The sequence below is a fragment of the Rathayibacter sp. VKM Ac-2856 genome, from assembly GCF_013205055.1.
Lineage (GTDB): Bacteria > Actinomycetota > Actinomycetes > Actinomycetales > Microbacteriaceae > Rathayibacter.
This window is the reverse complement of the sequence record NZ_JABMLF010000001.1, coordinates 13,884-35,591: the sequence shown is the minus strand read 5'-3', so window position 1 is coordinate 35,591 and position 21,708 is coordinate 13,884. Positions and strand designations below refer to the sequence as shown.

Here is a 21,708-nt window from a genome sequence, read left to right as displayed (position 1 = left end):
GAAGGGGGTCAGCGAGGCGCCGCGGCAGCCGCCGCGGCGCCCATCCGCGTCACGGCCGTCGTGAGGATCTCGGTCGACGTGGCGAAGTTCAACCGGATGCAGCCGGCGCCGCCGCGGCCGAAGATGTGCCCGCTGTTGACCGCGACGCCCGCGTGCTCGGCGAAAAGCTGCGCGGCTCCGTCGAGATCGGTGGCGACGGCGAACGAGTCGCGCGGCCCGGTCTCGGGAAGGGACAGGGCGCGGCAGTCGATCCAGGCCAGGTAGGTCCCCTCCGGCTCCCGCCATGTCAGCTGCGGCAGATGCTCGGCGAGCAGCTCGCCCGTCAGCGTGCGCTTGCGGTCGAGGGAGGCGAGCAGGGCATCGAGCCAGTCGCCGGCCTCGCGGAACGCGGCCGTGTGCGCGAGGACACCGAGGTGGCTGGGCGCGTAGTCGATCTCGGCGCGCACGCCCGCGAGGTCGCGGGCCGCGGCCGGGCCCGCTGAGGCGAGTGCCGCCTTGAGCCCGGCGAGATTCCACCCCTTCGAGGCGGAGGTGAACGCGATCGCGTCCTCGGCGCCCGCGACGGACAGATAGGGGGTGAACACGGCGCCGGCCAGTGTCAGCGGCCCGTGGATCTCGTCCACCAGCACCCGAACGCCGTAGCGCTGCGCCAGAGCCGCCACACCCTCGAGCTCGGCGCGGGTAGGCACGGTGCCCGTCGGATTGTGCGGATTGCACAGGAGGAGGACCGTGCGGCGCCGCTGATCACGGAGGCGCCGCAGCGTCTCCTCGATCGCGTCGAGGTCGAGTCTGCCCTCGGGCGAGAGCGTGGTCTCGACGACCTCGCGCCCCGAGTGGCCGATGTACGAGAAGAACGGGGCGTAGACGGGCGAGGTGACCACGACCGCGTCGCCGGGCGACGAGCTGACCTCGAGCATCTCGACGATACCCGTCATCACATCGCTGAACACCCGGGTCGCGCCGACAGGGAAGCCGTCCCAGTGCCACCGCTCCGCGGCGAACGAGGCGACGGCCTCGGCGAGGGCCGAGAAGCCGGCCCCGGAGGCGTATCCGGTGTCGCCGGCCGAGAGCGCGGCGTGCAGAGCCTCCTCGATCGGCGGAGCGAGGCGCACGTCCATCTCGGCCACCCAGAGGGGGAGGACGTCTCCCGGATGGCCGCGCCACTTCTGGCTCGTCCTGCGGCGCAGGTCGCCGAGGGCGAGCTCCTCGAGCGGATCGAACGGAACGGTCACGGGGTCTCCTCGGGTGGAACGGGGTGGCGCGCGCACCCTAACGGGGCGCTTCTCGGGCGGCGAACGCTCAAGAGGGGCGCCGACCGCGGTCGACGCCCCTCCCGGTGATCTACATCCCGTCGGCGATCATCGCCTCGGTGACCTCCACGTGGCGCTCGAAGGCCAGCTCGCTGAACTCGTTGTCGAAGTTCAGCCCGTAGGGGTAGATGTGGATGCCGGCGCAACGGAGTTCGGCCTCGGGGCCGTCCCATGACTTGACGAGCGCGGTGGCCTGGGGGCCGGACCAGACGCCGGTCGAGCACTTGTCGTAGAAGGCGCCTGTCACTCCGACTCCCACCGTGTGCGAGATCTCGTGGAGGGCCGTGCCCTCCACCTGGTAGCGGCGGTCGGCGCCGAAGCGGATGGTGCCGTTGCCGTTGCCGTCCGCGTCAGCGGTCGGCACGGACGGCTCGTAGTAGACGTTCAGCACCTTCGTGATGTCGGTCTGCGCATTGAAGCGGGCGACCGCGGCGTCCATCGCGGCCGTGATCCGGGCGTACGCGTCCGCCTGATCCGGCGTCGGGTTCGCCTCCTGGTAGAGCGTGTAGGTCATCTCGCCGTCGGCGGCGACAGCCGGCGCGGCGGTCGTGCCGACAGCGCTGAGGGCGAGGCCCGCGGTCGCGGCGGCTGCGAGCAGGGTGCGGAGGGAGTGGCGGGTGCGGCTCTGCATGGTCGTCTCCTTCGATGTGTTGACGTGGACATCACGTCGACGAGCTCCACGCTAGGACGCCTCTTTCCTCTCGAACGACACTGGTAGCGAAAACACAGAAAGGCATTTCTCTCCTGTGTGGTCGACGATCCAGACCACTACGCCGATCTGATGAGACGTGACTTTCGCTCTTCGTTCATCGGCGCTCGTCTGAGCTTCGGTCTGGTTCCGCTCACTGTTCGCGTCACGTCCGGTCGGTCATCGTGCGGCCTCGAGAATTGCGAGCAGGTCGCGCTTCATGGCTTCGCCGTTCTGCGGCAGCCTGGATGCGAGCGCGCCGAGCGGCAGATCCCCCATGTGGCTGCCGGCTGCTTCGACGGGGACACCCGGGAAGTACGTGCGCATGACGTCGAGGACGGCCTGCCAGAGTGCGTCGTGCTTCATCACGTCCTTGATCGGCGTCTCGAGCGAGAGCACCGCCTCCTCGCCGAAGCCGGCGGGCAGTGGGTAGCGCCAGGAGTGGGCGCCGGGGCCGACCTCGATGCTAAGGCGGTCCGGGTGCAGTGGCGGCACGACCGTCGCGGTCGCGCCCTCGGGGACGACGACGTCGAACAGCATCTCGCCGCCCTCGGCCCGCCAGTGCGACTCAGCGCGGCCGAGGACGGTGTCGTGCGCGGCGCGGGCGGAGGTGAGGTCGCCGCCGGGCTGCGGGGCGATCGTCATGGTGCGCCAGCCTGCGGAGGTGCGGGTGAGCCCGCCGATGACGCGGTGCATCCAGTCGGCGACGGCGCCGAGGGCGTAGTGGTTGAGCGAGGTCATGCCGGTGGCGTTGATCGTGCCATCGGGGAGGACGGAGTCCCAGCGCTCCCAGATGGTCGTCGCGCCCATGGTGACGGGGTACAGGAATGAGGGAGTCTTCGTCTGCAGCAGCAGCTCGTACGCCTCGTCGAGGTGACCGGTGCTGCTGAGCGCATCGGTGATCAGCGGGGTGCCGGCGAATCCGGTCGAGATGGTGAAGCCGGACTGCGCGACGATCTCGGCGAGCTTCGCACCGGCCCTCCGCTTCTGCGCCGCGTCGAGCAGGTCGAACATGATCGGCAGGGCATAGCCGGTGGCCGACTCGCTCACCACCCGGCCGGTCTCAGTGACGAACTCCCGCCGGAACGCCGCGCGAACGCGCTTCGCGAGCGCGATGAAGTGCTCGGCATCGGCGCCCTCGCCGAGGAGCCTGGCGCTCTCGGCCATCTGGCGGGTCGTTCTGCAGAGGTAGGCGCAGGCGACGAGATAGCGGTCGGTCTTTCCTCCTGCGGGGTTGTCGGCCGGAGCGTCCGGGTCGAGCCAGTCGCCGAACTGGAAGCCGCTCCCCCAGAGGTCGTTCTCGTCGAGGGCGGCCTCGACCTCGCGGACGAACGCAGTCATCGAGGGATAGGCGGAGCGGAGGATCGCGAGGTCCCCGTACTCCTGATAGAGCTCCCACGGCAGGCTCACCGCGACATCGCTCCACAGCGCGGTCGCCGACGAACCGGTCGGCAGCACGTCCGGAACCGTCCACGGAACGGTTCCGGTGTCGGCCTGCTCGACCGCGAGGTCCTGCAGCCAGGAGCCGAGCACGCCCCGCACGTCGTAGAGGTAGGTCGCGGTCGGGGCGAAGGCATTGAGGTCGCCGGTCCAGCCGAGACGCTCATCGCGCTGAGGGCAGTCGGTGGGCACGCCGACGAAGTTGTCGCGCATCGACCACACCGTGTTGTCATGGAGCTTCGTCACGAGGGGGTTCGAGGTCTCGAACCAGCCGGTGCGGACCATGTCGGTGTGAACGACCACCGCGCGCAGATCGTCGGGCGCGAGTTCGCCCGGCCAGCCGTCGACCTCGGCGTAGCGGAAGCCGTGGAAGGTGAAGCGAGGCTCCCACGATTCCGGTCCGCCGCCTCGGAGGGTGTACCTGTCGGTGGCGGCAGCGCTGCGCAAGGTCTCGATCTCGAGCTCTCCGTCAGGAGTGAGCAGCTCGGCGTGGCGCAGGGTGATGACTGTGCCCTGTTCCCCGGTCACCCTCAGACGGACCCACCCCGAGATGTTCTGGCCGAAGTCGACGATGCGGCGGCCTGAAGGACTCGTCGTGATCGCGACCGGGAGGAGTTCTTCGATGGGGCGGATCGGCGGAGTGTCGTCCTCGGTCACCGTCGCGACGTCCCACGGCACTTCTGTCACCGCCGACCACGAGGAGTCGTCGAATCCAGTTTCGGCCCAGCCGCGCTGCTCAGCGCGCGCGTCGTAGCTCTCGCCGGCGTAGATACCGGAGGAGCGCACCGCGCCTGTGCCGACGCGCACCTCGCCGTCGGTGCCGACGGTCTCGGTGCGGTCGTCGTAGACGAGCTCGAGTCGGGCGTAGAGCGCGGGCCGGTCGGCATAGTTGTGCCGATTGTTCTCCCACGTCAGCGCGCCGACGGCCCAGCCTTCGCCGACGACCGCGCCGAGGATGTTCTCCCCCGTGACCAGAAGTTCGGTCACATCATGGCGACGGGCCACCACGCGGTGCCGGTACGAGGTCCAGCCGGGAGCGAGCACCTCGGTGCCGAGACGAGTGCCGTTGATGTACGCCTCGACGACTCCCAACGCGGTGACGATGAGCTCGGCTCGGCGGAGCCCGTCACCGACGGTGAAGCCTCGACGGAAGTACACCGCGGGGTCGCCCTCCTCTGACGGGCGGTCGGCTCCTACGAAGGCTGCGGGTTCACTGTGTGTGGTCATTACATGAGTCCTTCCGGCCGGATCCGGCCGATTCTGCGGGTGAAGAGCGAGGGAGGCGTGAGGCGCGACGCGCCTAGTACACGGACTCACCGCCATCGGACGGCAGGATCGCACCGTTGATGTTGACGCTGTCGTCGCTCAGCAGGAACGTGATCGACGCCGCCAGTGCCTCCGGGACCGAGATGGGCACGTCGGCCCGCTGGCTGTCGATCCGCTGCTGGCCGAACGTGCTCGTGTTCACCGGCCGCATTCCGGTGAGCGTGCCGCCGGGAGCGACACTGTTCGTGCGGATCCCATGAGGCTCGTACATGAAGGCGGTGCTCTTCGTGATGCCGACGACAGCGTTCTTGGACGCGGTGTAGACGACCCCGGACGAGGAGCCGCGAAGCGCCGCCTCCGAGGCGATGTTCACGATGGACCCGCGGCCGGCCGCCATCATCAGCGGCAGTACTGCGCGTGTGAGCCTGATGACACCGAACACGTTGACAGCGAAGACCCGCTCGAGCACGGCGTCGCTCACCTCGTGCAGCGGGGCGAAGTCGTCACTCAGCCCGGCGACGTTGGCGAGCGCGTCCACGCGCCCGCCGGCTGCAGCGATGATCGCGGCGACCCCCTCCTCCGACGTGATGTCGCCGGCAACCGGGACGACGTCGTGACCGGCGACCTCCACAGTGAGTCCGGCCAGTCGGTCGGCTGAGATGTCGACGGCGATGACCCGTCCGCCTTCACGGGCCACTCTCGAGGCGACGGCGCGACCGATACCGGAGGCCGCGCCAGTCACGATGACGGTCGCGCCCTCGAAGCGCCCGGGAGTGATCTTCTCCACCCAGGCGAGACCCACCGCCTCCTCGTCGGAGGGCATGTGCCCGCCGTTGACCTTCGCGACGAGCGAGTCGGCGAGTCCGGCCGGCGCGTTCGGCGACGAGGCGATCAGGCGACCGAGGGTCACCTTGCGGAGCACCCTGAGCGCGTGATCGTCCATACCCGCTTGTTCCGCGATGCCGCGGACGATCGCGGCACCCGCGGGGTGATCGAGCCATGCCCCGATGGTGCTGTTGGCGGTCAGGGCGGTCCTGTGGTCGTTCATGCTGTGCTCTTCCACTGTCGAGGTCGGAGGATGTCGGACTCGCGATGGCTCAGGAGCCGAGCGAGATTGCGGTCCGGCCGAGCCAGGCGAGGCTCGGCTTGGGGTGCCGCTCGAAGGTCGTGCGATCGACTGAGATCAGGCCGAAGGTCGGCTCCCAATGCCCCCACTCGAAGTTGTCGAGCAGGCTCCAGTGCAGATAGCCGCGAACGTCGATGCCGTCGTCGACGGCTTCGACGAGGTGCCGGAGAGCCTCCTCCGTGTAGGCGATTCGTCGGGCGTCGTCGGGCGTCGCGATGCCGTTCTCGGTGACGAGGAGCGGGACGCCTCCACTCACCTCCCAGGCGTGCCGAAGGGCGATGCCGAGCGCGTCCGGGCGGTACGGAGTGCCGACCATGGTGTTCTCGGGGCTCGGCGGGTTGGGCACGAGGCCGTTCGCGTCGATGCCCTGGGTCGAGTAGGCCTGCACACCGAGGAAGTCGTCGCCGCGGGCCGCCTCGAGGAACACGTCCTCGCGGATGAGCTGCTCCTCGGCGTGCCTCGACTCACCGCCGGCGATCGGGTGGAGCGCGAGGTTCGCGACGGTCCAGCCGACCTTCGCGTCAGTCAGCTCGCGGACGATCTCCCGGGCGGCGTGATGCGCCTCGATCAGTCGGCCTGTCGTCTCCGGAGACGGAGACGGCAGCGTGAAGCCGCCCTCCGGCTGAATCGTGGGCGTCTCCATCGGTGGCACCGCATCGGAATTGATCATCCGGCTCATCAGGATCATGAACGAGAACATGTTGGGCTCGTTGATCGTGCAGACCCACTCGACGCTGTCGAGGATCCCGCACACCTCGCGCACGTACGCGCTGAAGCGTTCGATCGCGGTCTCACCCAGCCAGCCTCCCTCCTCGACGAACCAGCGCGGGCTCGTGAAGTGGTGCAGGGTGACGACCGGCGTGAGCCCGAGACCCAGAGCGGTGTCGATCATCCGCCGGTAGTGCGCGAGCTCGGCTCGCGAGAACTGCCCGGGCAGCGGCTCGATCCGCGACCACTCCACGCCGAAGCGGTAGGCGGTGAGCCCTGCGTCGGCGAGCAGGCGCATGTCCTCCTCGTAGCGGTGGTACGAGTCGACCCCGTCCCCACTCGCGGCGAAGTGCGGGGAACGCTGCTCGTACACCCACCAGTCGCTGTTCACATTGCCTCCCTCGGTCTGGTGCGGGGCGGTGGAGGCGCCCCAGAGGAAGTCGGGACGGAGTGCTGTCATTTCGCGCTTCCTTCGAGATCGGATTCGAGTGAGTACGGCTCAGCGGACCGAGCGGACGCGAAGGACCACGAGCCCGCCGAGGAGCGTGAACACCGCCGCGAGGATGTAGAGCATCGAGTAGTCGCGAGCGCCGTCCGAACCCGCGCCGATCGCGAGAATCACCGAAGCCAGCAGCGGAGCGAGCGCCTGCGGAATGGTGGTCGCGAACTGCGTGAGGTTGACGAAGCGGCCCGCCTCCGTCGCGCGCTCGGGAAGCACATCGAGGAACAGCGCCTGGTCGACGGCCGAGAAGACACCGATCGCGAGGTTGCCCATGAACGCGCCCACGATGAGGAGCGGCAGATCGTTGGCGAGGAGCATCACCAGGGAACCGGCGGCGAAGAGGATGCCGGAGCCGAGGACGAAGGCCTTGCGCCGGCGCAGCTTGTCGCTGAGGAAGCCGCCCGCGAAGACGCCGATGATGGTGCCGACGATGCCGAGCAGTCCGACGGTGGCGACGGTGCCTCCGATCTCGTCGACGGGGATGTCGAGTCTCGAGGAGAAGAAGAACGCGGTGTAGGAGGTGTTCAGCGTGAGACCGAAGAAGAAGAAGAAGCGGCCGAGCCAGTTCCAGGAGAAGTCCGGGTACTTGCGCGGGTTGAAAACGTACTTCGAGAGCACGATCCCGGCGGTGAGCGTCTGCTCGGTCGGGGCGTTCCGGCTGTCGTCCTCCTTCATGAAAGCGACGAAGACCAGGACGAGGACCAGGGCGATCGCGCCGGGTACCAGGAAGAGCAGGAACGGCTGGCTCGCGAGCGTTCCTCCGATGACGGCGCCGAAGACCGGTGCGACCATCGTCGCGAAGCCGGTGATCGCTCCGACCTTGCCGCGCTGGCTCTCGGGGAGCTTGTCGGCCTGGAGCGTGGTGAAGTTGTTGACCGTCTGGCTCCAGCCGATCTGCGCGATGACCCAGCCGATGCCGAGCACCAGCACGTTCGGCGCTGCTGCCATCAAGGTCAGGCCGACGAGGCCGACGAGCGTGCCGATCAGGATCCACGGCCTCCTGCGTCCAAGGCGAGTTCGCGTTCTATCGCTGAGCTGACCGCCGAGGGGCCCGACGAGCAGTGCGGCGAGCGAGCCGACTCCGAGGAGGATGCCGAGGTATTCCTCGTTCCCGGGAGCGAGTGCCTGCACCTGGATGGCGAGCGAGATCGCGATCGGGGTGACGAACGCGAGGTAAGCGCCGAAGAGACCGAGCGCGAGAAGGGTGATCCACCCCGCACTGACCTTCGGCGGCTCGGGGGTGCTTCCGAGGTCGGCCGCGGCCTTCTGCTGGGCAGCGTCCTCCGGGGCGAGGGCCCCCGGGATCGGGAAGGCTCCTCCGCTCGGGAGGGGGTGCTGGGCGTCCTGGTCGTTCATGATGACTCCTTCGTCGTTGGTTCAGTGATCAGTGGTCGTGGTGTGGTGGTTCAAGCGAGGTCGAGCGGGACGGTCGCTGCGGCGGGATCGCCCGAGAACGCTGCGGCCTCGACGAGCACTCGGGATGCCGCGAGACTCCATCCGGTCGACGTCCACCGGCGCAGCGGCGCGACCGATCCGGTGATGCGGACGCGTTGCGTCTCGCCCGCACCGACGGCGATGGGGTCGAATCCGAGGAGTACGCGCTCGGGGAAGTCGTCGGCGTCGACCACTCCGTAGAGCTGCACCACGTGCCGCCCCGCCCGGTCGCCGATGTTGATGACATCGACCGTCGCTTGAAACGAGCCCGACTCCTGATCGACAGGTCCCACCTCGAGGTCCCGGATGGCGAATCGTGTGTAGGAGAGGCCGAATCCCAAGGGGTACGCGGCTTCGACGCCATCGCGATCGAGGAGTCGCTGACCGTGCCAGCGGTCGTACACGATAGACGTGGCGGCCACGTCGAAGAAGGGCAGATGCGACTCGTTCCGCGGTATCGAGTAGGGAAGCCGACCGGAGGCGTCCACTTCGCCGAGCATCACGTCAGCGAGTGCATCCCCACCTTCGCTGCCCGCGTACCAGCTGATGAGGATCGTGGGGACGAGGTCCTTCCACTCCTCGATGATCACGGCGCCGGCGGTCACGATCACGACCACCGTCCGCGGGTTCGCCGCGGCGGTCGCTCGGATGATCTCCACGTCGATGGGGCGGATCCTGAGCGACGCCCGGTCACCTCCGGCCGCCGAGCCCATGAGGTTCTCGTTGCGGTCGTCGCCGGTCGGCATCGTGACCCCGGGTGGCAGCGGGGGGAAGACCTCGAGGAGGCCTGGAGCAGAGAGCATGGTGTCGCCGAGGTACTCGCCCTCGTCGGCAGCCGTGTAGCCGACTACCACGACGGCGACGTCCGCATCGGCGGCGATGTGCGCGGCGGCGACAGGATCGTCGTCGACGCTGCTGAGGACCATCGTGGTGGGCAAGGCACGGCGAACACCCTCGAGTGGCGTGATCACCCGTGGCGAGTGCACGTTCGAAGAGCCCTTGTCGCCCGTGTTGGCCAGGTCGGCGAGTCGTCCGATCACGGCGATCGACGAGACCGCTGTGCGGTCGATCGGCAGGAGAGGGGCCTCGTCGAGTGCGTCGTTCTGGAGAAGGACCATCGACTCGGCGGCGGCGCGGCGGGACAGTGCGCGGTGCGCTCGCGAGAAGACGACCGAGAGCTCGGGTTCCGGGTCGAGATCGGAGGCGGCGAAGCGCAGCTGCGTCGCGATGATCCGTCGTGCCGCTCGTCGGACGTCGTTCCACGATGCGCGACCCGCCTCGAGGTCCCCGGGGAGTGCTCTGGCCCTTTGCTGCCGGAACGCGCTTCGACGTCGAGGCCGGCCCGGAGGGACATCGCGGGGTCGCGGAGCCCGAAGATGAAGTCGGAGAGGGTGATGCCCTCGAAGCCCCACTGCTCGCGCAGCACGCCCTCGAGGAGTGCCTCGTTCTGGCCGGCCCATTCGCCGTTCACGCTGTTGTAGGAGGTCATGATCCCGGCGACCCCCTCCTCGACGACACGCTTGAAGTGCGGCAGGTAGACCTCGTGCAGCGCGGCGTCATCGGCTGTCACATCGACTGTGAACCGGGCGTTCTCCATGGAGTTGAGGGCGTAGTGCTTGGCGACCGCCATTCCGTGGCGCTGCACCCCGCGTACGAGGGCGGCGCCGAACTCGCCGAGGAGGACGGGGTCCTCGCCGTAGGTCTCCTGCGACCGACCCCATGCAGGATGTCGCGGCAGATTGATGCAGACTCCGCCGAAGAAGTTGCCGCCCTGCGCCCGCATCTCAGCACCGATCGCCCGGCCGACCTCCTCCTCGAGGGCGAGGTTCCACGTCGCGCCGCGAGCCATGGACACCGGGAAAGCGGTCGACTCGCCCATCACGACGCCGCGCGGTCCGTCGCTGAAGCGCAGCCCGGGGATGCCCAGGCGCGCGACCTCACCCATCACGACCGGATGGGCGTTGTACTGCCGACCCATCTCGCTCATGCCCGACCAGAATTCGCTGTCGCCGTCCAGCAGGCCGAGCATCTCCTCGTCGGAGAGCTCGTCGACCAAGGCCTCGGTCGCGTCGTAGAGCGAAGCGCCGGCGACGACGCGCGTCGTCGCGGCCTCGAAGGCGGTCGGCGCAGAGGCGTCGTCCGCCAGTGCCGGTCGGTCACTCACGTGATCCTCCTCGAGGCGATGCGGGTCGGGTGCGTTCTGCGGTCGACGCCGGCCTTGTCGTGAAGCGCGGCGGACGCCCGCGGTCGTGTCGTGGGCACCATCGGTCAGCGGGCGACGATCGTCGTGAGGGCAGGAGCGAGGCCCTCGGCTGAGACGGTGACGGTCATGACACCGGGGCCGGTCGGCCGAATGATCGCGAGAGCGCGGCCGTCGGAGGTCGTGCAGTGATCGGCTGTGAACGGCTCGCTGGTCGAGGTGGCGCCGGTACCGAGTGCTTCGAGGACTGCAGGGCCGTCCACGGCCAGCGTCACGACGCGCGACTCAGCGTTGTGCACCGTCCCGGACTGGTCGACGAGTGCGATCGCGAGGAAGGCGAGGTCGGAGCCATCGGCGCGCACGTCCGCACGATCAGGGACGACGCTCAACTCGACCTGAGTGCCGGCGGAGCGGAGAGCGGAACGGCCGACCTCTGCTCCGCCGGCTGAGGCCACGGCGACAAGCTCGCCGGGTGCGAACGAGGTCTCGAACACCGCGCGGAACGGCAGCTCTGCGCCCACCTCCGCGACTCCCAGCGAGGAGCCGCCGAGCAGCAGCTCGACCTGCTCTGCGTCGCTGTACACCTCGACCCGGATCGGGCGGCCCTCGAACCCGGGCCAGGACCAGCTGCCGAGCGAGTCGGTCCACGCCCACGGCGTGGCGACGGCGAGCTCCTGCCCGTGGCGTTCAGGGCGACTCACGGCGATGTACGGCGTCGAGGTCAGTCCGAAGACGATCTCGCGGAAGTAGGAGACGGGCAGGCGCTCCCCCGTGATGTCGATGTCACCGCAGCCCGCGGTGAGGGCCGGGAAGGCTCCGCTGAAGCCGCTCTGCGCTTCGCCGTCCTCGACGTAGCGGTTCACGCCGATGCCGACCTCGCCGAGGTAGTCCCACCCGGTCCAGGTGAAGTCGCCGATCACGCGGGAGTCGGCCTGCACGAGAGCCCAGTTCGCGACGATCGACGACGGCCAGGTCTCGCTGCCAACGATGATCCGGTCGGGGAACAGCTCGCGGTCGAGCTCGTAGCGCGCGTCGGCGTAGTTCATCCCGGCGACGTCGAGGACGGCGAACGACTCCTCGGTGCGCTGGGTCGCCTGCTCGGAGGCCTGGATCCGGCCCATCATGGCGCCGAAGCCGGCCATCATCGTGTTCACGCCACCGCCGGGCTGCTCGGCTGCCGCGGAGCGCTGCGCCTTCATCTGCGGCACGATCGTGTCGATCATCGAGACGAAGGGGTTCACCCCGTTGGTCACGTAGCGGGTCGGGTCGAGCGAGCGGACTTTCTCCGCGAGACGGCGTCCCCAGATCGATCCGATCGGGGAGCCGGTCTCGGGGATCTCGTTCCCGATGGAGTAGAAGATCACGCTGGGGTGATGGCGGTCCTTCGCGACCATCGCCTCGACGTCGCGCTCCCACCAGGTGGGGAAGTCGAAGGCGTAGTCGTTGTCGGACTTCGCCTGGGTCCACACGTCGAAGGTCTCGTCCATCACGAGCATCCCGAGCCGGTCGCAGGCGTCGAGCAGCGCCGTGCTCATGGGGGCGTGCGAGCTGCGGATCGCGTTGAACCCGGCTTCCTTGAGGATCGCGATCTTCCGCTCCTCCGCGGGCCGCATCGACACCACGCCGAGCGGACCGTTGTCGAGATGGATGCAAGCGCCGCGCAGCTTCACGCTCTCGCCGTTGATGCGCAGGCCGTGCGTCGGGTCGAGCTGCAGCGAGCGGATGCCGAAGGTCACGTGCTCGGTGTCGACGATCTCGTCGCCGTCGTGCAGGGTGACGCGGGCGTGATGCAGCGCCGGGTTCTCGACGCTCCACAGGGCCGGGTCCTCGAGGTGGAGACGGCGGCGGACGGTGCCGGTCGTGCCGGGGAGGAGGGTGATGGGCGAGCCGCTGCTGCCGACGGGAACGCCGGCGTCGTCTCGGAGAGCGACGTCCAGCCGGTAGGTGCGGGTGAGCGGGCCGGCGTTCTCGACGAGGGCCTCGATCTCGACGAGCGCCTCGTGAGCGGTGACCTCGGGGGTCGTGATGCGCAGTCCGTCGGGGACGATGCGACCGGGTCGCTTCACGACGAGGTGGACGTCGCGGTAGATGCCGGCGCCGGCGTACCAACGGCTGTCGAGGGAGGTTCGGCACTCGACGCGGATCTCGTTGTCGGCGCCGAACTGCAGGAACGGGTCGATCCGGACGGTGAAGCGCGAGTAGCCGTAGGCGTGCGTGCCGGCGAGGTTCCCGTTCACGAAGACCGCGGCGTCGCGGTAGACGCCGTCGAACTCGAGGAGGACGAGCGACCCGGCGTCCTGCTCCGGCGCCGCGAACGTGCGGCGGTACTCGAAGGCGCCGCCGGGGAAGTAGCCGTTGGTCTCGCCACGCGGTGCGTCCTGGCGGCGAGTCTGCCCGATCAAGGCGTCGTGCGGGAGGTGCACGTCCGTCCAGTCGGCACCGCTCGAGCCGCCGAGCTCCGCGAACGCCGTGACCTTCGTGCGGAAGGACCATCCCTGGTTGAAGAGCGACCGGTTCGAACGTGCGGTCATCCGCTGCGCGGCCACTCGATCGTCGTCGCGGGTGGCGGGATCGGTCAGGCTCGTCATCGAGGGCTCCACTTCGTTGCGGGGTAAGCGCGCTGGTATCGCGCGTTACGAAGCTAAACACAGCGGGTAACGCGCGTCAACAGGCGTCCTACAATTGGTGAGCAGCATCAGTCGGCGACGTCAGAAGGGGGAGCCGCGTGATCGTGAAGAGCGAGGACGTCGCCCGGCTCGCGGGAGTCTCGCGCGGCGCCGTGAGCCAGATCCTGAACGGGCGGGGCGAGCGCTTCTCCGCCTCGACCATCGAGCGCGTCAAGGAGGCCGCCCTCGAGCTCGACTACCAGCCCTCAGCCGCCGGCCGTGCCCTCGCCATGGGGTCGAGCGATTTCGTCATCGCACTCATTCCGAACACCACGTTCGGCGGCAACTTGCAGGACATCTTCGGTGCCGCGACCGAGCAGCTCGCAGAGCAGGGCCTCACCCTCGTCCTTCGGCTTGCAACGACGACGACCGCTGCGCTGGGGCGGTTGGTGGGCAGCATGGCTCCGCGCGCGATCCTCTCGCTCACGCCGTTCTCCGACGAGGAGCGGGAGCTGCTCGAGCGCCGAGGGGTGCGCGCGTTCGACCCCCACCTCGCGTCCGAGGATCAGTTCGACCGCGAGATCGGCCGCCTCCAGGCACGCCATCTGATCGAGCGGGGCAGCACCCGCCTCGCGGTCGCTCGCCTCCAGGACGCTCGGCAGGACCCGTTCGGGCAGGGCCGCGAGGAGGGCGTCCGCGAGGAGTGCCGCCGAGCCGGCCTCGCCGATCCTGATGTGGTGCACCTCGGGGTCGATCTGGAGCAGGCGGTCGCCGCGCTCGACAGTCTGAATCCTCCCGGGATCGGGATCGCCTGCTACAACGACGACATTGCGACATGCCTGCTCTCGGCCGCCAGCATCCGGTCGCTCGAGGTCCCCGAGCAGGTCTCGATCATCGGCATGGACTGCACCCCGCTCTCTCAGGTCACCGTGCCCCGGCTGACGACGATCTCCTACGACGTCACCGCGCCGACGAAGAACATGATCGCCAACTTCCTCTCGGTCCTCGGCGAGACGCCGGCGCCGGACGGCCCGGTCAACGCCCTCGAACTCGAGCTGGTGGTCGGCGGCACGACCTGACCGGGCGACTCTGAGGGACTGCGTTCAGTGGCCGACGACGAGCTTGAACCCCGCGGTCGCAACTCCCGCCGTCGCCAGTGCCACACCGGTGCCCACCGTGCGCCACGAACTCTGAGTGCCGCGGAGGTGGCCGATCGTGAAGCCGAGAAGCAGGAACCTCGTCACTACGGAGAGTGCGGCGAGCGAGAAAGCCGCAGTACTGCCGAGAAGCCCAGCGACCGCGGCGATCAGGAGCACCACGGGTATCGCGCCCGAGCTGAGCACGGGCAGACCGTCGCGCAGCGAGTGCCGAAGTGCCGCCCGGTCAGGCCGATGATTCGTCCGGATCCGTGTCGCGTACGACTCCGCGACGACATGGGCGATGAACGTCGAAACCACTGTGCCGATAAGCAAGAGCAGGTTCTCGGCGGTGCCTGCTTCGGCGGGACCGATGACCGCCAGGGTGCCCAGGACGACGATATTGCCGTAGATGTAGGCCTGGGCGCGGGCGGCAGCGGTGTCGACATCGATCGAGCCGCCTTGCGCGGCCTGGACCACTTCATCACCGACCGCAGGGTTCTGATCCATCGGTTCTCTCCTTCAGACGGTGATGCACCGGGATCAGCGGACCTCGGCCAGGTTCAGGTCGGTCTCTATTATCCGAGAATTGAGATTATGTCATTTCACCCGTGGAGGATCGCCTCATCAGAGTCCAGTGACGTCAGCAATGGTTTCCACCGCGGGTTCAGTCATGAGGCCGATGCTCTCGCGCGTGCGAGCGCTACCTCGTGTCCCCTGTCCGTGTGAGGGAAGCGCGCGAGCATGCTGGTGAGCTCGGCAGCTGGCACGTTGGCCCCGAACGCCTCCGCATGGGGTTGCAGCGAGATGCTGTCCGCGAGCGATCCTGCGGGGACGGGGTCGAATCCCATGCTGTCTACGAGTGCGTCGACGACGGCGACGGCCCGGAAGTCGTTGCCGGCGACGGCGATCGCCTTCCGGTCCGTGGCGCCGGCGGGACGGGGGCCCTCATCGAGGTCGTGGTACCCCATGTGATTGAACGCCTTCACCACGGCGGATCCCCGCAGTTGCTGCTGGACCCGCTCCGAGGTCGAGACGCGGAGGTCCGAGAGGTCCTCGCGGACTCCGTCGACCTCCCACCAGTAGTTCATGGCGTCGATGACGGTCTTGCCCTCGAGTGCCTGGACGGGGACGGTCGCGAGCCGCCCGAGCGGGAGCGCCAGGACGACGACGTCCGCGTCGCGGACCGCATCGACGGCCCATGCCGGCGTCGCTCCGGGCGCGACGACCGAGAGGATGAGGCGGATGGCGTCGGGCTCCTTCGAGCCCGCGACGAGGACCCGGTGACCGGCGGCGACCGCGAGCCGCGCGAGCACCGTGCCGAGCTTCCCGGAGCCGAGGATCGCGACGGTGCTCGTCACGATCGCACGTCCTGCAGGACTGGTGCGTCTGCGAGGAGCTCGCGGACGCGCGGGATCACGACGCTCCCGTACAGCTCGACGGAGCGGCGCCGCGATCGCAGGGTCTGGGCACCCGAGGTGTAGATCATGTCGAAGCGTCCGACGCCCATGACCTGGATCGTCTTCGCGATGCGGCGCGCGACGGTTTCCGGTGAGCCGATGTACATCGAGCCCGTCGCCACCTCGCGGTCGAACTCGGCCCGCGTGACGGGGGGCCATCCGCGGAGCGCGCCGATCCGGTCGCGGACCACCTTGAAGTGCGGGTACCAGGCCTCGACGGCCTCCTCGTCGGTGTCGGCGACGAACCCGGGCGAGTGCATGCCGACCGGGTGCGCCGTCGTGCCGAACTCGGCGGCTGCTCGCCGGTACAGGTCGAGGTAGGGCAGGAATCTCTGGGGCTGGCCCCCGATCACCGCGAGCATCAGGGGGAAGCCGTACTTCGCCGTGCGGACGACCGACTGCGGCGATCCTCCGACGCCGATCCAGGTGGTCAGTCCCCCTTCGGTCCTGGGGTAGACCTCCGCGTCGACGAGCGGTGCACGGGTCGTCCCCGACCATGTGACGGGCTCCTCGCGCAGCAGCCGGGAGAACAGCTCGACCTTCTCCTCGAACAGCACCTCGTAGTCGGCCATGTCGTAGCCGAAGAGGGGGAACGACTCGGTGAACGAGCCGCGCCCGAGGATCACCTCCGCGCGTCCGCTCGAGAGGGCGTGGACCGTGGCGAAGCGCTGGAACACCCGCACGGGGTCGTCCGAACTGAGCACCGTCACTCCGGATCCGAGGCGGATGCGCGACGTGACCGTGGCGAGCCCCGCGAGCACGGTCTCGGGAGAGGACACCGAGTACTCGGCCCGGTGGTGCTCGCCCACGGTGAAGACGTCGACGCCCAGCTGATCGGCCAGCACCGCCTCATCGACGAGTGCCCGGAGGGAGCGCGCATGGCTGACCTGCGCGCCGCTGTCATCGGAGGGCACGTCCCCGAACGTGTCGAGACCGAAGATGATGTCGGACATGATTCCTCATTTCATTGACGCGTCAACCACTTAATTGACGTGTCAATGATGTGCCGATACCGTCGAGTTGTCAACGAGGAGGAAGCATGAGCGGCACGAACCACGAGGGGCGCCGGCGGACACCGAATGCGAGCGAGCTGGCGGTCTGGCGCGACTACGTCGAGACCTCCGAGCGGGTGAAGCGCACGCTCTCGGCGGCGTTCCTCGAGACCTCGGGGATCTCACCCGGCGACTACGCCGTCATGCTGGCGCTCAGCGAGGCGCCCGACAGCACCCTCCGCTCGTCGGACCTGGCCGCGGTCGTGGGATGGGAGCGCAGCCGGCTCTCGCACCACCTCCGCCGCATGCAGGAACGGCAGCTGGTGATGCGGGGCTCTGTCGGCGGGGACGCCCGAGGGGCGGCGGTCACCCTGACCGGAGCGGGCGCCGACGTCTTCCGGAGCTCGTCGGCCGCCCACCTGCGGCTGATCAGGAAGGTCTTCGTGGACGCCTTCACCCCCGAGCAGCTGGAGGCCGTGCGCGTGGTGACGGCCGCGCTCCACGAGCACGTCGACACCGTCCTCGCGCCGTGACCGGCGCGTCCGCTCCGGCTCAACCGGCGACGGTCGTCGTCATCGGCGCGGGCCAGGCGGGCCTGTCGTCCGCCCACCATCTCCGGCGCCGAGGCTTCGTCTCCGCCGTCGAGGATCCCGGCGCGCCCCGCACCTTCGTCGTCCTTGACGCCGACCGCAGCCCCGGAGGGGCATGGCAGCACCGGTGGGAGTCGCTCCGCATGGCGACGGTGAACGGCATCTTCGACTTGCCCGGCATGCCCCTGCCGCCCGTGGATCCGAACGAGTCCAGTCGCGATGCCGTCCCGCGCTACTTCGCGGCCTACGAAGCAGCGGAGGACCTGCCCATCCTGCGTCCCGCCGCAGTGCGATCGGTCGTCCGGGAGGACGACGACCCCGACGGCGATCTGATCGTCCACAGCGATACAGGGACGTGGAGCGCGCGGGCGATCATCAACGCGACCGGTTCCTGGAACAACCCGCGGATGCCCGACATCCCCGGTCGCGACGTCTTCGAAGGCCTGCAGCTGCACAGCCGGAACTACGTCCGGGCAGACGACTTCGAGGGCCTGCGCGTCGCCGTCGTCGGCGGCGGGATCTCCGCTGTGCAGCTGCTCGAGGAGATCAGCCGGGTCGCGAAGACGACGTGGTACACACGCCGTCCCCCTCAGTTCGTCGACCACGACTTCACGCATACCGGCGACGGCGTGCGGGTGGAGCAGCGCGTCGCGGAGGACGCTGCCGCCGGACGCCCCCTGGGCAGCGTCGTGTCCTACACCGGGCTCGGCTGGACGGACTACGCCGTCGAGGCCCGACGCCGAGGGGTGCTGGAGCGTCGGCCCCTGTTCACCTCCCTGGGCCGGAACCACGTCGTCGAAGCCGACGGGTCCACGACCGCTGTGGACGCTGTCGTGTGGGCGACGGGCTATCGGGCCGAGCTGCGCCACCTGGACGACCTGGATCTCCGCGGGCCACTGGGCGGAATCCCTGTGGACGGGACGCAGGCCCGACGCGACGGACGCGTGCACCTGGTCGGCTACGGGCCCTCGCAGTCGACCGTCGGAGCGAACCGCGCAGGCCGAGCCGCCGTGGCATCGCTCCTCCGGCGCGCAACGAGCTCCCCCGCCTCGCCGCCGGCCGTCGCCGGAGCGGACCAGCTCTAGGCGGAGCGCCGCCGTCCGCGGAGATGCCGGCAAGCGCCGGACGGCGGCGCCGGACCTGCCGACGGGAGAGCCCCCGGAGGCGGAAGCGACCGAGGGCTCTCCCGTGCCGGAGCTACTCGGCCGTGCGGAGGAGCTGCACGGGTCCGGTCAGTCCGTGGGACCGGATCCGGGTGCTGTGGGGTGCTGGCGCCCCTCCGGCCAACGCGCTCACGATGTCGATCAACTGCGCGTAGTAGCCGCGGGCGATGAGGCGGTTGTTCAGCGAGCTGGCGACACGGACGACGATCTCGTTGGTCCCCGGGAGGAGATCCGGCGTGATGTCGACGACGGGGCGAGACGTGTCGAAGCCCCTGGCGGGGCCGGCGTTGACGGCGACCGAGCCGAGCCCGCCCTCGGTCGAGCCGAGGTCCAGGAGGATCCGTGCGCCTCGGAGATCGGACTCCTGCAGGGAGACGACGGTGGAGTAGGAGCCGACGCCCGAGACCTCGGGGCCCACTCCCGCGAGCTCGGTCCACGGCACCAGTGCCGAGCTCTCCGCCGTCAGGGAGGTGACCGCGGTCGTGGGCCGCACTTCCCGCGTCACGTAGCCCAGCCCTCGGTCCTCCGAGACGACCTCGAGCTCTCCGGCGTCCCAGCTCTCGACCGCGATCGACCAGTCCGCCAGCTCCCGGAGGTGCGTCGGTGCACTCGCGTCCGTCTCGACCGCCGACGTCGACCTGTCGAGGGTGAGCAGTGCCGTCTCACCGGGGGCCAGCTGCACGGTGACGATCGTGCGGTCGCCGTCGACGCGGACTCCCCGGTGAGGCCGGATTTCGCCGCTCCACGCGTCGATGCGGTGCACCGTCCCGGTTCCCGGGAGGGCGAACTCGACGGTGGTCGCCTCTCCGGTCTCGTAGAGGAAGTGGTAGGCGTAGAGGTGCAGCAGGTCGCCGTCTTCGCGGAGGCAGCTGAGGACGTCCGTGTTGTCGGCGGTGAACTCGGCGCGGCCGATCACACCGAGCCCGCGGAGGGCCGAGACCGTCTCGGACGGGTCGTCGATCCGAGCGACGTTCGGCAGCGCCGCGAGCTCCTCGAGGACGGTGCGGAGCTCGTCGTCGCGGCCGTCCAGTCCCGGAGTGCGGGCGGCAGCGCGATCGTGCGTCCGGTAGCTGCCCGTCAGGAGCCACTTCACCTCGCTGGCGCCGTTCACGATCAGGATCCGCAGACCCGCTCGCGCCCACTCGAGGAGACGCACTGCGACGTCGGCCTCCAGCGTGTCCTGGTACACCAGGAGCGCCTGGTAGCCGGGCCCGTCGGGCTGGACGACGCCGTCGCCGAAAGCGACGTCGTCGTTGAGGAGGAGGCTGCCGTCGAAGAACTCGTAGCTCCATCCGGCGTCCTGCATTCCCAGGTCCCGCCACCAGTGGTTCTGCCGGTTCCGCATCCAGCGCTGCCCGTAGGCGTCCTCGTCGGGGATGCGCTCGCCGCGCTCGTCGATCAGGGCCATGCCGACGGTGTTGTCGGCGAAGTGGTCGGTGCGGAGGATGCCCACGTCGACGCGGGGTCGACCCTGGCGGAGCAGGTACTGGAAACGGCCCATCGCGTCGTTCCAGAGCGGGTAGAACTCGCTCGCCGGCTGCCGGGTGTCGAACCGCTCGGAGAACATGGACCACATGCCCTCATGGCCCGGCCACTCGGTGACGCCCTCGGCTCCCGCCGGGCTCGCCCAGCCGTGCAGGACCGTCTTGGTCACACCGGCCGCGAACTGCGTGGCGATGATCTGGTCGTAGAAGCGGTGGTCGAGCATGTGGTTGCGCGAGGTGGCGCCGGTCTCGGACGAGTACTGCTTGCCGAACAGATGAGCGGGGCCGGCGAGCAATCGATACCCGTCGATCTGCGACCCGAACTCGAGCGACTCCGTCTCGATGCCGTCGACCTCCGGACCGGGACGGGTCAGCTCGAACGGGAGTCCGTAGCTGATCTCGGAGCGCAGCGTGATGCCGTTCTCGTGCAGGAACGTCGCGAAGGGGCGGAGCATGCACTCGATGTAGAGGTCCGTGAGGGTCTTCACATAGTCGAAGCGCACCTTGTCGACCGTGACGCGGTCCTGCGCCGAGGGTTCGTAGAGATAGGTGGTCCCCACCGCCATCATCTGCACGGTGCGGACGAGGAACGGCAGCCACGGAGCGATGTCGTAGCCGCGTCGTGCGCGGAACTCGTCCGCGACGGAGCGTCCCCAGAACATGCCGCCCGCACCCCAGGTGGTCAGCTCGAGAGAGTCCATGTACATCTGCGTGCGCGGGTTCTGAGCGATCTGCGCCCTGAGCTCGGGAGTGAGGACGTGCTCGGTCCAGTAGTCGGTCACGGCTCTCACGCCGGCCGGGTCGAGGTAGTTGACGGTGTAGTTGACCGTCGCCGAGGGCGAGGCTGTCTGACCCGTGCCGTGCATCCGAAACGTGAACAGCCGCCAGTCCCGGCCTTCAGGAGCACTCCAGTCGAGAGCTTCCTGCTCGACCTGCTCGGTGAGGTCGAGGACCGATCCGGCGTCCAGAGTGCCGTCCTCGAGAACGGGCACGGCGATGACCGCGACCAGATCCTGCCGCTCCGGCGCCACCCGGTGGCCGGGGAGGGAGGCGCCCGGCCGCTCCTCATCGAGCTGGATGAGGGGAAGCGGCCCGCGCCGTCCTGCTCCACCGGCGAGGTCCTCGGCGATGAAATCGAGCTCCTTCGCCGCAGCGTCGTGGTCGGGGTCGATCCCCGGGACGTTGGCGTTCGACCAATTGGTGCCCGAGGTGAAGCTGACCGACATCTTCCGCCTGGTCGTCTCCTCGACGACGATCTGCGAGTCGTGGAGCCACTCCTCCGCGCCCCAGCCGTAGCGCTCGTGGTCGATCGCGCCCTCGTCCATCGCGAGGAACTCCATCCCGCCGAAACCGAGGCGGTGGGCGGCGTCGACCTCGCGGCGCAGCGTCTCGTCGGTGTGGAGGCCCTCGGCCAGCCACCATCGGATCTCGGGTCGGAACTCGATGGGCGGGTTCTGCAGGTTCGGGATGTGACGGTCGAAGCTCGACATGTGTTTCCTCCTTGATGGTCTGAGCGAGGCGTCGTCTGTCCGACGCGTCGCAGTCGGTGCGGATGTCCGTGGCCGGTGAAGAGCCCCGGGACGGTCGGGTCAGTCGGTCATCG

General features: G+C 69.1%; 16 protein-coding genes. 3 read left to right on the top strand and 13 right to left on the bottom strand.

Annotated elements, in window-relative coordinates; genetic code table 11:
- Positions 1-8: 8 nt before the first annotated feature.
- The 9 genes from HQQ82_RS00135 to HQQ82_RS00100 form a co-directional block, all read right to left on the bottom strand.
- Positions 9-1,232, bottom strand: coding sequence for an aminotransferase class I/II-fold pyridoxal phosphate-dependent enzyme (locus HQQ82_RS00135; RefSeq protein WP_173231082.1), 1,224 nt, complete (start codon positions 1,230-1,232; stop codon positions 9-11).
- 109 nt (positions 1,233-1,341) lie between these two features.
- Positions 1,342-1,941: a hypothetical protein gene (locus HQQ82_RS00130; protein ID WP_173231081.1), complete on the bottom strand. Its 600-nt coding sequence runs from the start codon at positions 1,939-1,941 to the stop codon at positions 1,342-1,344.
- 237 nt (positions 1,942-2,178) lie between these two features.
- On the bottom strand, positions 2,179-4,596 hold the full coding sequence (locus HQQ82_RS00125; protein ID WP_367947740.1) for a family 78 glycoside hydrolase catalytic domain: 2,418 nt from the start codon (positions 4,594-4,596) through the stop codon (positions 2,179-2,181).
- Between the two features lie 142 nt (positions 4,597-4,738).
- Complete coding sequence (locus tag HQQ82_RS00120) at positions 4,739-5,752, bottom strand: SDR family NAD(P)-dependent oxidoreductase (protein ID WP_173231079.1); 1,014 nt, start codon at positions 5,750-5,752, stop codon at positions 4,739-4,741.
- 49 nt (positions 5,753-5,801) lie between these two features.
- Positions 5,802-6,998, bottom strand: coding sequence for a glycoside hydrolase family 1 protein (locus HQQ82_RS00115; protein ID WP_173231078.1), 1,197 nt, complete (start codon positions 6,996-6,998; stop codon positions 5,802-5,804).
- A 39-nt stretch (positions 6,999-7,037) separates the two neighbouring features.
- Complete coding sequence (locus HQQ82_RS00110) at positions 7,038-8,396, bottom strand: MFS transporter (protein ID WP_173231077.1); 1,359 nt, start codon at positions 8,394-8,396, stop codon at positions 7,038-7,040.
- A gap of 50 nt (positions 8,397-8,446) precedes the next feature.
- Positions 8,447-9,592 (bottom strand): glycoside hydrolase family 3 C-terminal domain-containing protein, encoded by a 1,146-nt coding sequence (locus HQQ82_RS19650; protein ID WP_254071153.1) that lies wholly within the window; start codon positions 9,590-9,592, stop codon positions 8,447-8,449.
- Complete coding sequence (locus tag HQQ82_RS19645; protein WP_367947738.1) at positions 9,511-10,638, bottom strand: glycoside hydrolase family 3 protein; 1,128 nt, start codon at positions 10,636-10,638, stop codon at positions 9,511-9,513. The genes HQQ82_RS19650 and HQQ82_RS19645 overlap by 82 nt, the downstream gene beginning before the upstream one ends.
- A 104-nt stretch (positions 10,639-10,742) precedes the next feature.
- Positions 10,743-13,262 carry a glycoside hydrolase family 2 TIM barrel-domain containing protein gene (locus HQQ82_RS00100; RefSeq protein ID WP_216848106.1) on the bottom strand — a complete coding sequence of 840 codons (2,520 nt, stop codon included), beginning with the start codon at positions 13,260-13,262 and terminating at the stop codon, positions 10,743-10,745.
- Between the two features lie 137 nt (positions 13,263-13,399).
- Between HQQ82_RS00100 and HQQ82_RS20440 the strand changes: the two genes are divergently transcribed.
- Complete coding sequence (locus HQQ82_RS20440) at positions 13,400-14,359, top strand: LacI family DNA-binding transcriptional regulator (protein WP_173231076.1); 960 nt, start codon at positions 13,400-13,402, stop codon at positions 14,357-14,359.
- A gap of 24 nt (positions 14,360-14,383) precedes the next feature.
- Here HQQ82_RS20440 and HQQ82_RS00090 read toward each other — a convergent pair whose 3' ends face one another.
- The 3 genes from HQQ82_RS00090 to HQQ82_RS00080 all read right to left on the bottom strand — a co-directional run bounded on the left by HQQ82_RS00090 (position 14,384) and on the right by HQQ82_RS00080 (position 16,829).
- Positions 14,384-14,926, bottom strand: a complete 543-nt coding sequence (locus HQQ82_RS00090; RefSeq protein ID WP_173231075.1) for a hypothetical protein — start codon at positions 14,924-14,926, stop codon at positions 14,384-14,386.
- A gap of 161 nt (positions 14,927-15,087) precedes the next feature.
- Positions 15,088-15,777 carry an NAD(P)-binding domain-containing protein gene (locus HQQ82_RS00085; protein ID WP_173231074.1) on the bottom strand — a complete coding sequence of 230 codons (690 nt, stop codon included), beginning with the start codon at positions 15,775-15,777 and terminating at the stop codon, positions 15,088-15,090.
- Positions 15,774-16,829: an LLM class flavin-dependent oxidoreductase gene (locus HQQ82_RS00080; protein WP_173231073.1), complete on the bottom strand. Its 1,056-nt coding sequence runs from the start codon at positions 16,827-16,829 to the stop codon at positions 15,774-15,776. Before HQQ82_RS00080 ends, HQQ82_RS00085 begins: the two co-directional genes overlap by 4 nt.
- A gap of 86 nt (positions 16,830-16,915) precedes the next feature.
- On the opposite strand from HQQ82_RS00080, the gene HQQ82_RS19640 reads away from it, so the two are divergent.
- Together HQQ82_RS19640 and HQQ82_RS00075 are read left to right on the top strand one after the other, a co-directional pair.
- The gene (locus tag HQQ82_RS19640; RefSeq protein WP_254071152.1) at positions 16,916-17,401 is read left to right on the top strand and encodes a MarR family winged helix-turn-helix transcriptional regulator; all 486 of its coding nucleotides are present in this window, start codon (positions 16,916-16,918) and stop codon (positions 17,399-17,401) included.
- Positions 17,398-18,543, top strand: coding sequence for an NAD(P)-binding domain-containing protein (locus tag HQQ82_RS00075; protein ID WP_367947737.1), 1,146 nt, complete (start codon positions 17,398-17,400; stop codon positions 18,541-18,543). Before HQQ82_RS19640 ends, HQQ82_RS00075 begins: the two co-directional genes overlap by 4 nt.
- A 112-nt stretch (positions 18,544-18,655) precedes the next feature.
- Here HQQ82_RS00075 and HQQ82_RS00070 read toward each other — a convergent pair whose 3' ends face one another.
- Positions 18,656-21,595, bottom strand: a complete 2,940-nt coding sequence (locus HQQ82_RS00070; RefSeq protein ID WP_173231071.1) for a glycosyl hydrolase — start codon at positions 21,593-21,595, stop codon at positions 18,656-18,658.
- Between the last annotated feature and the right edge of the window lie 113 nt (positions 21,596-21,708).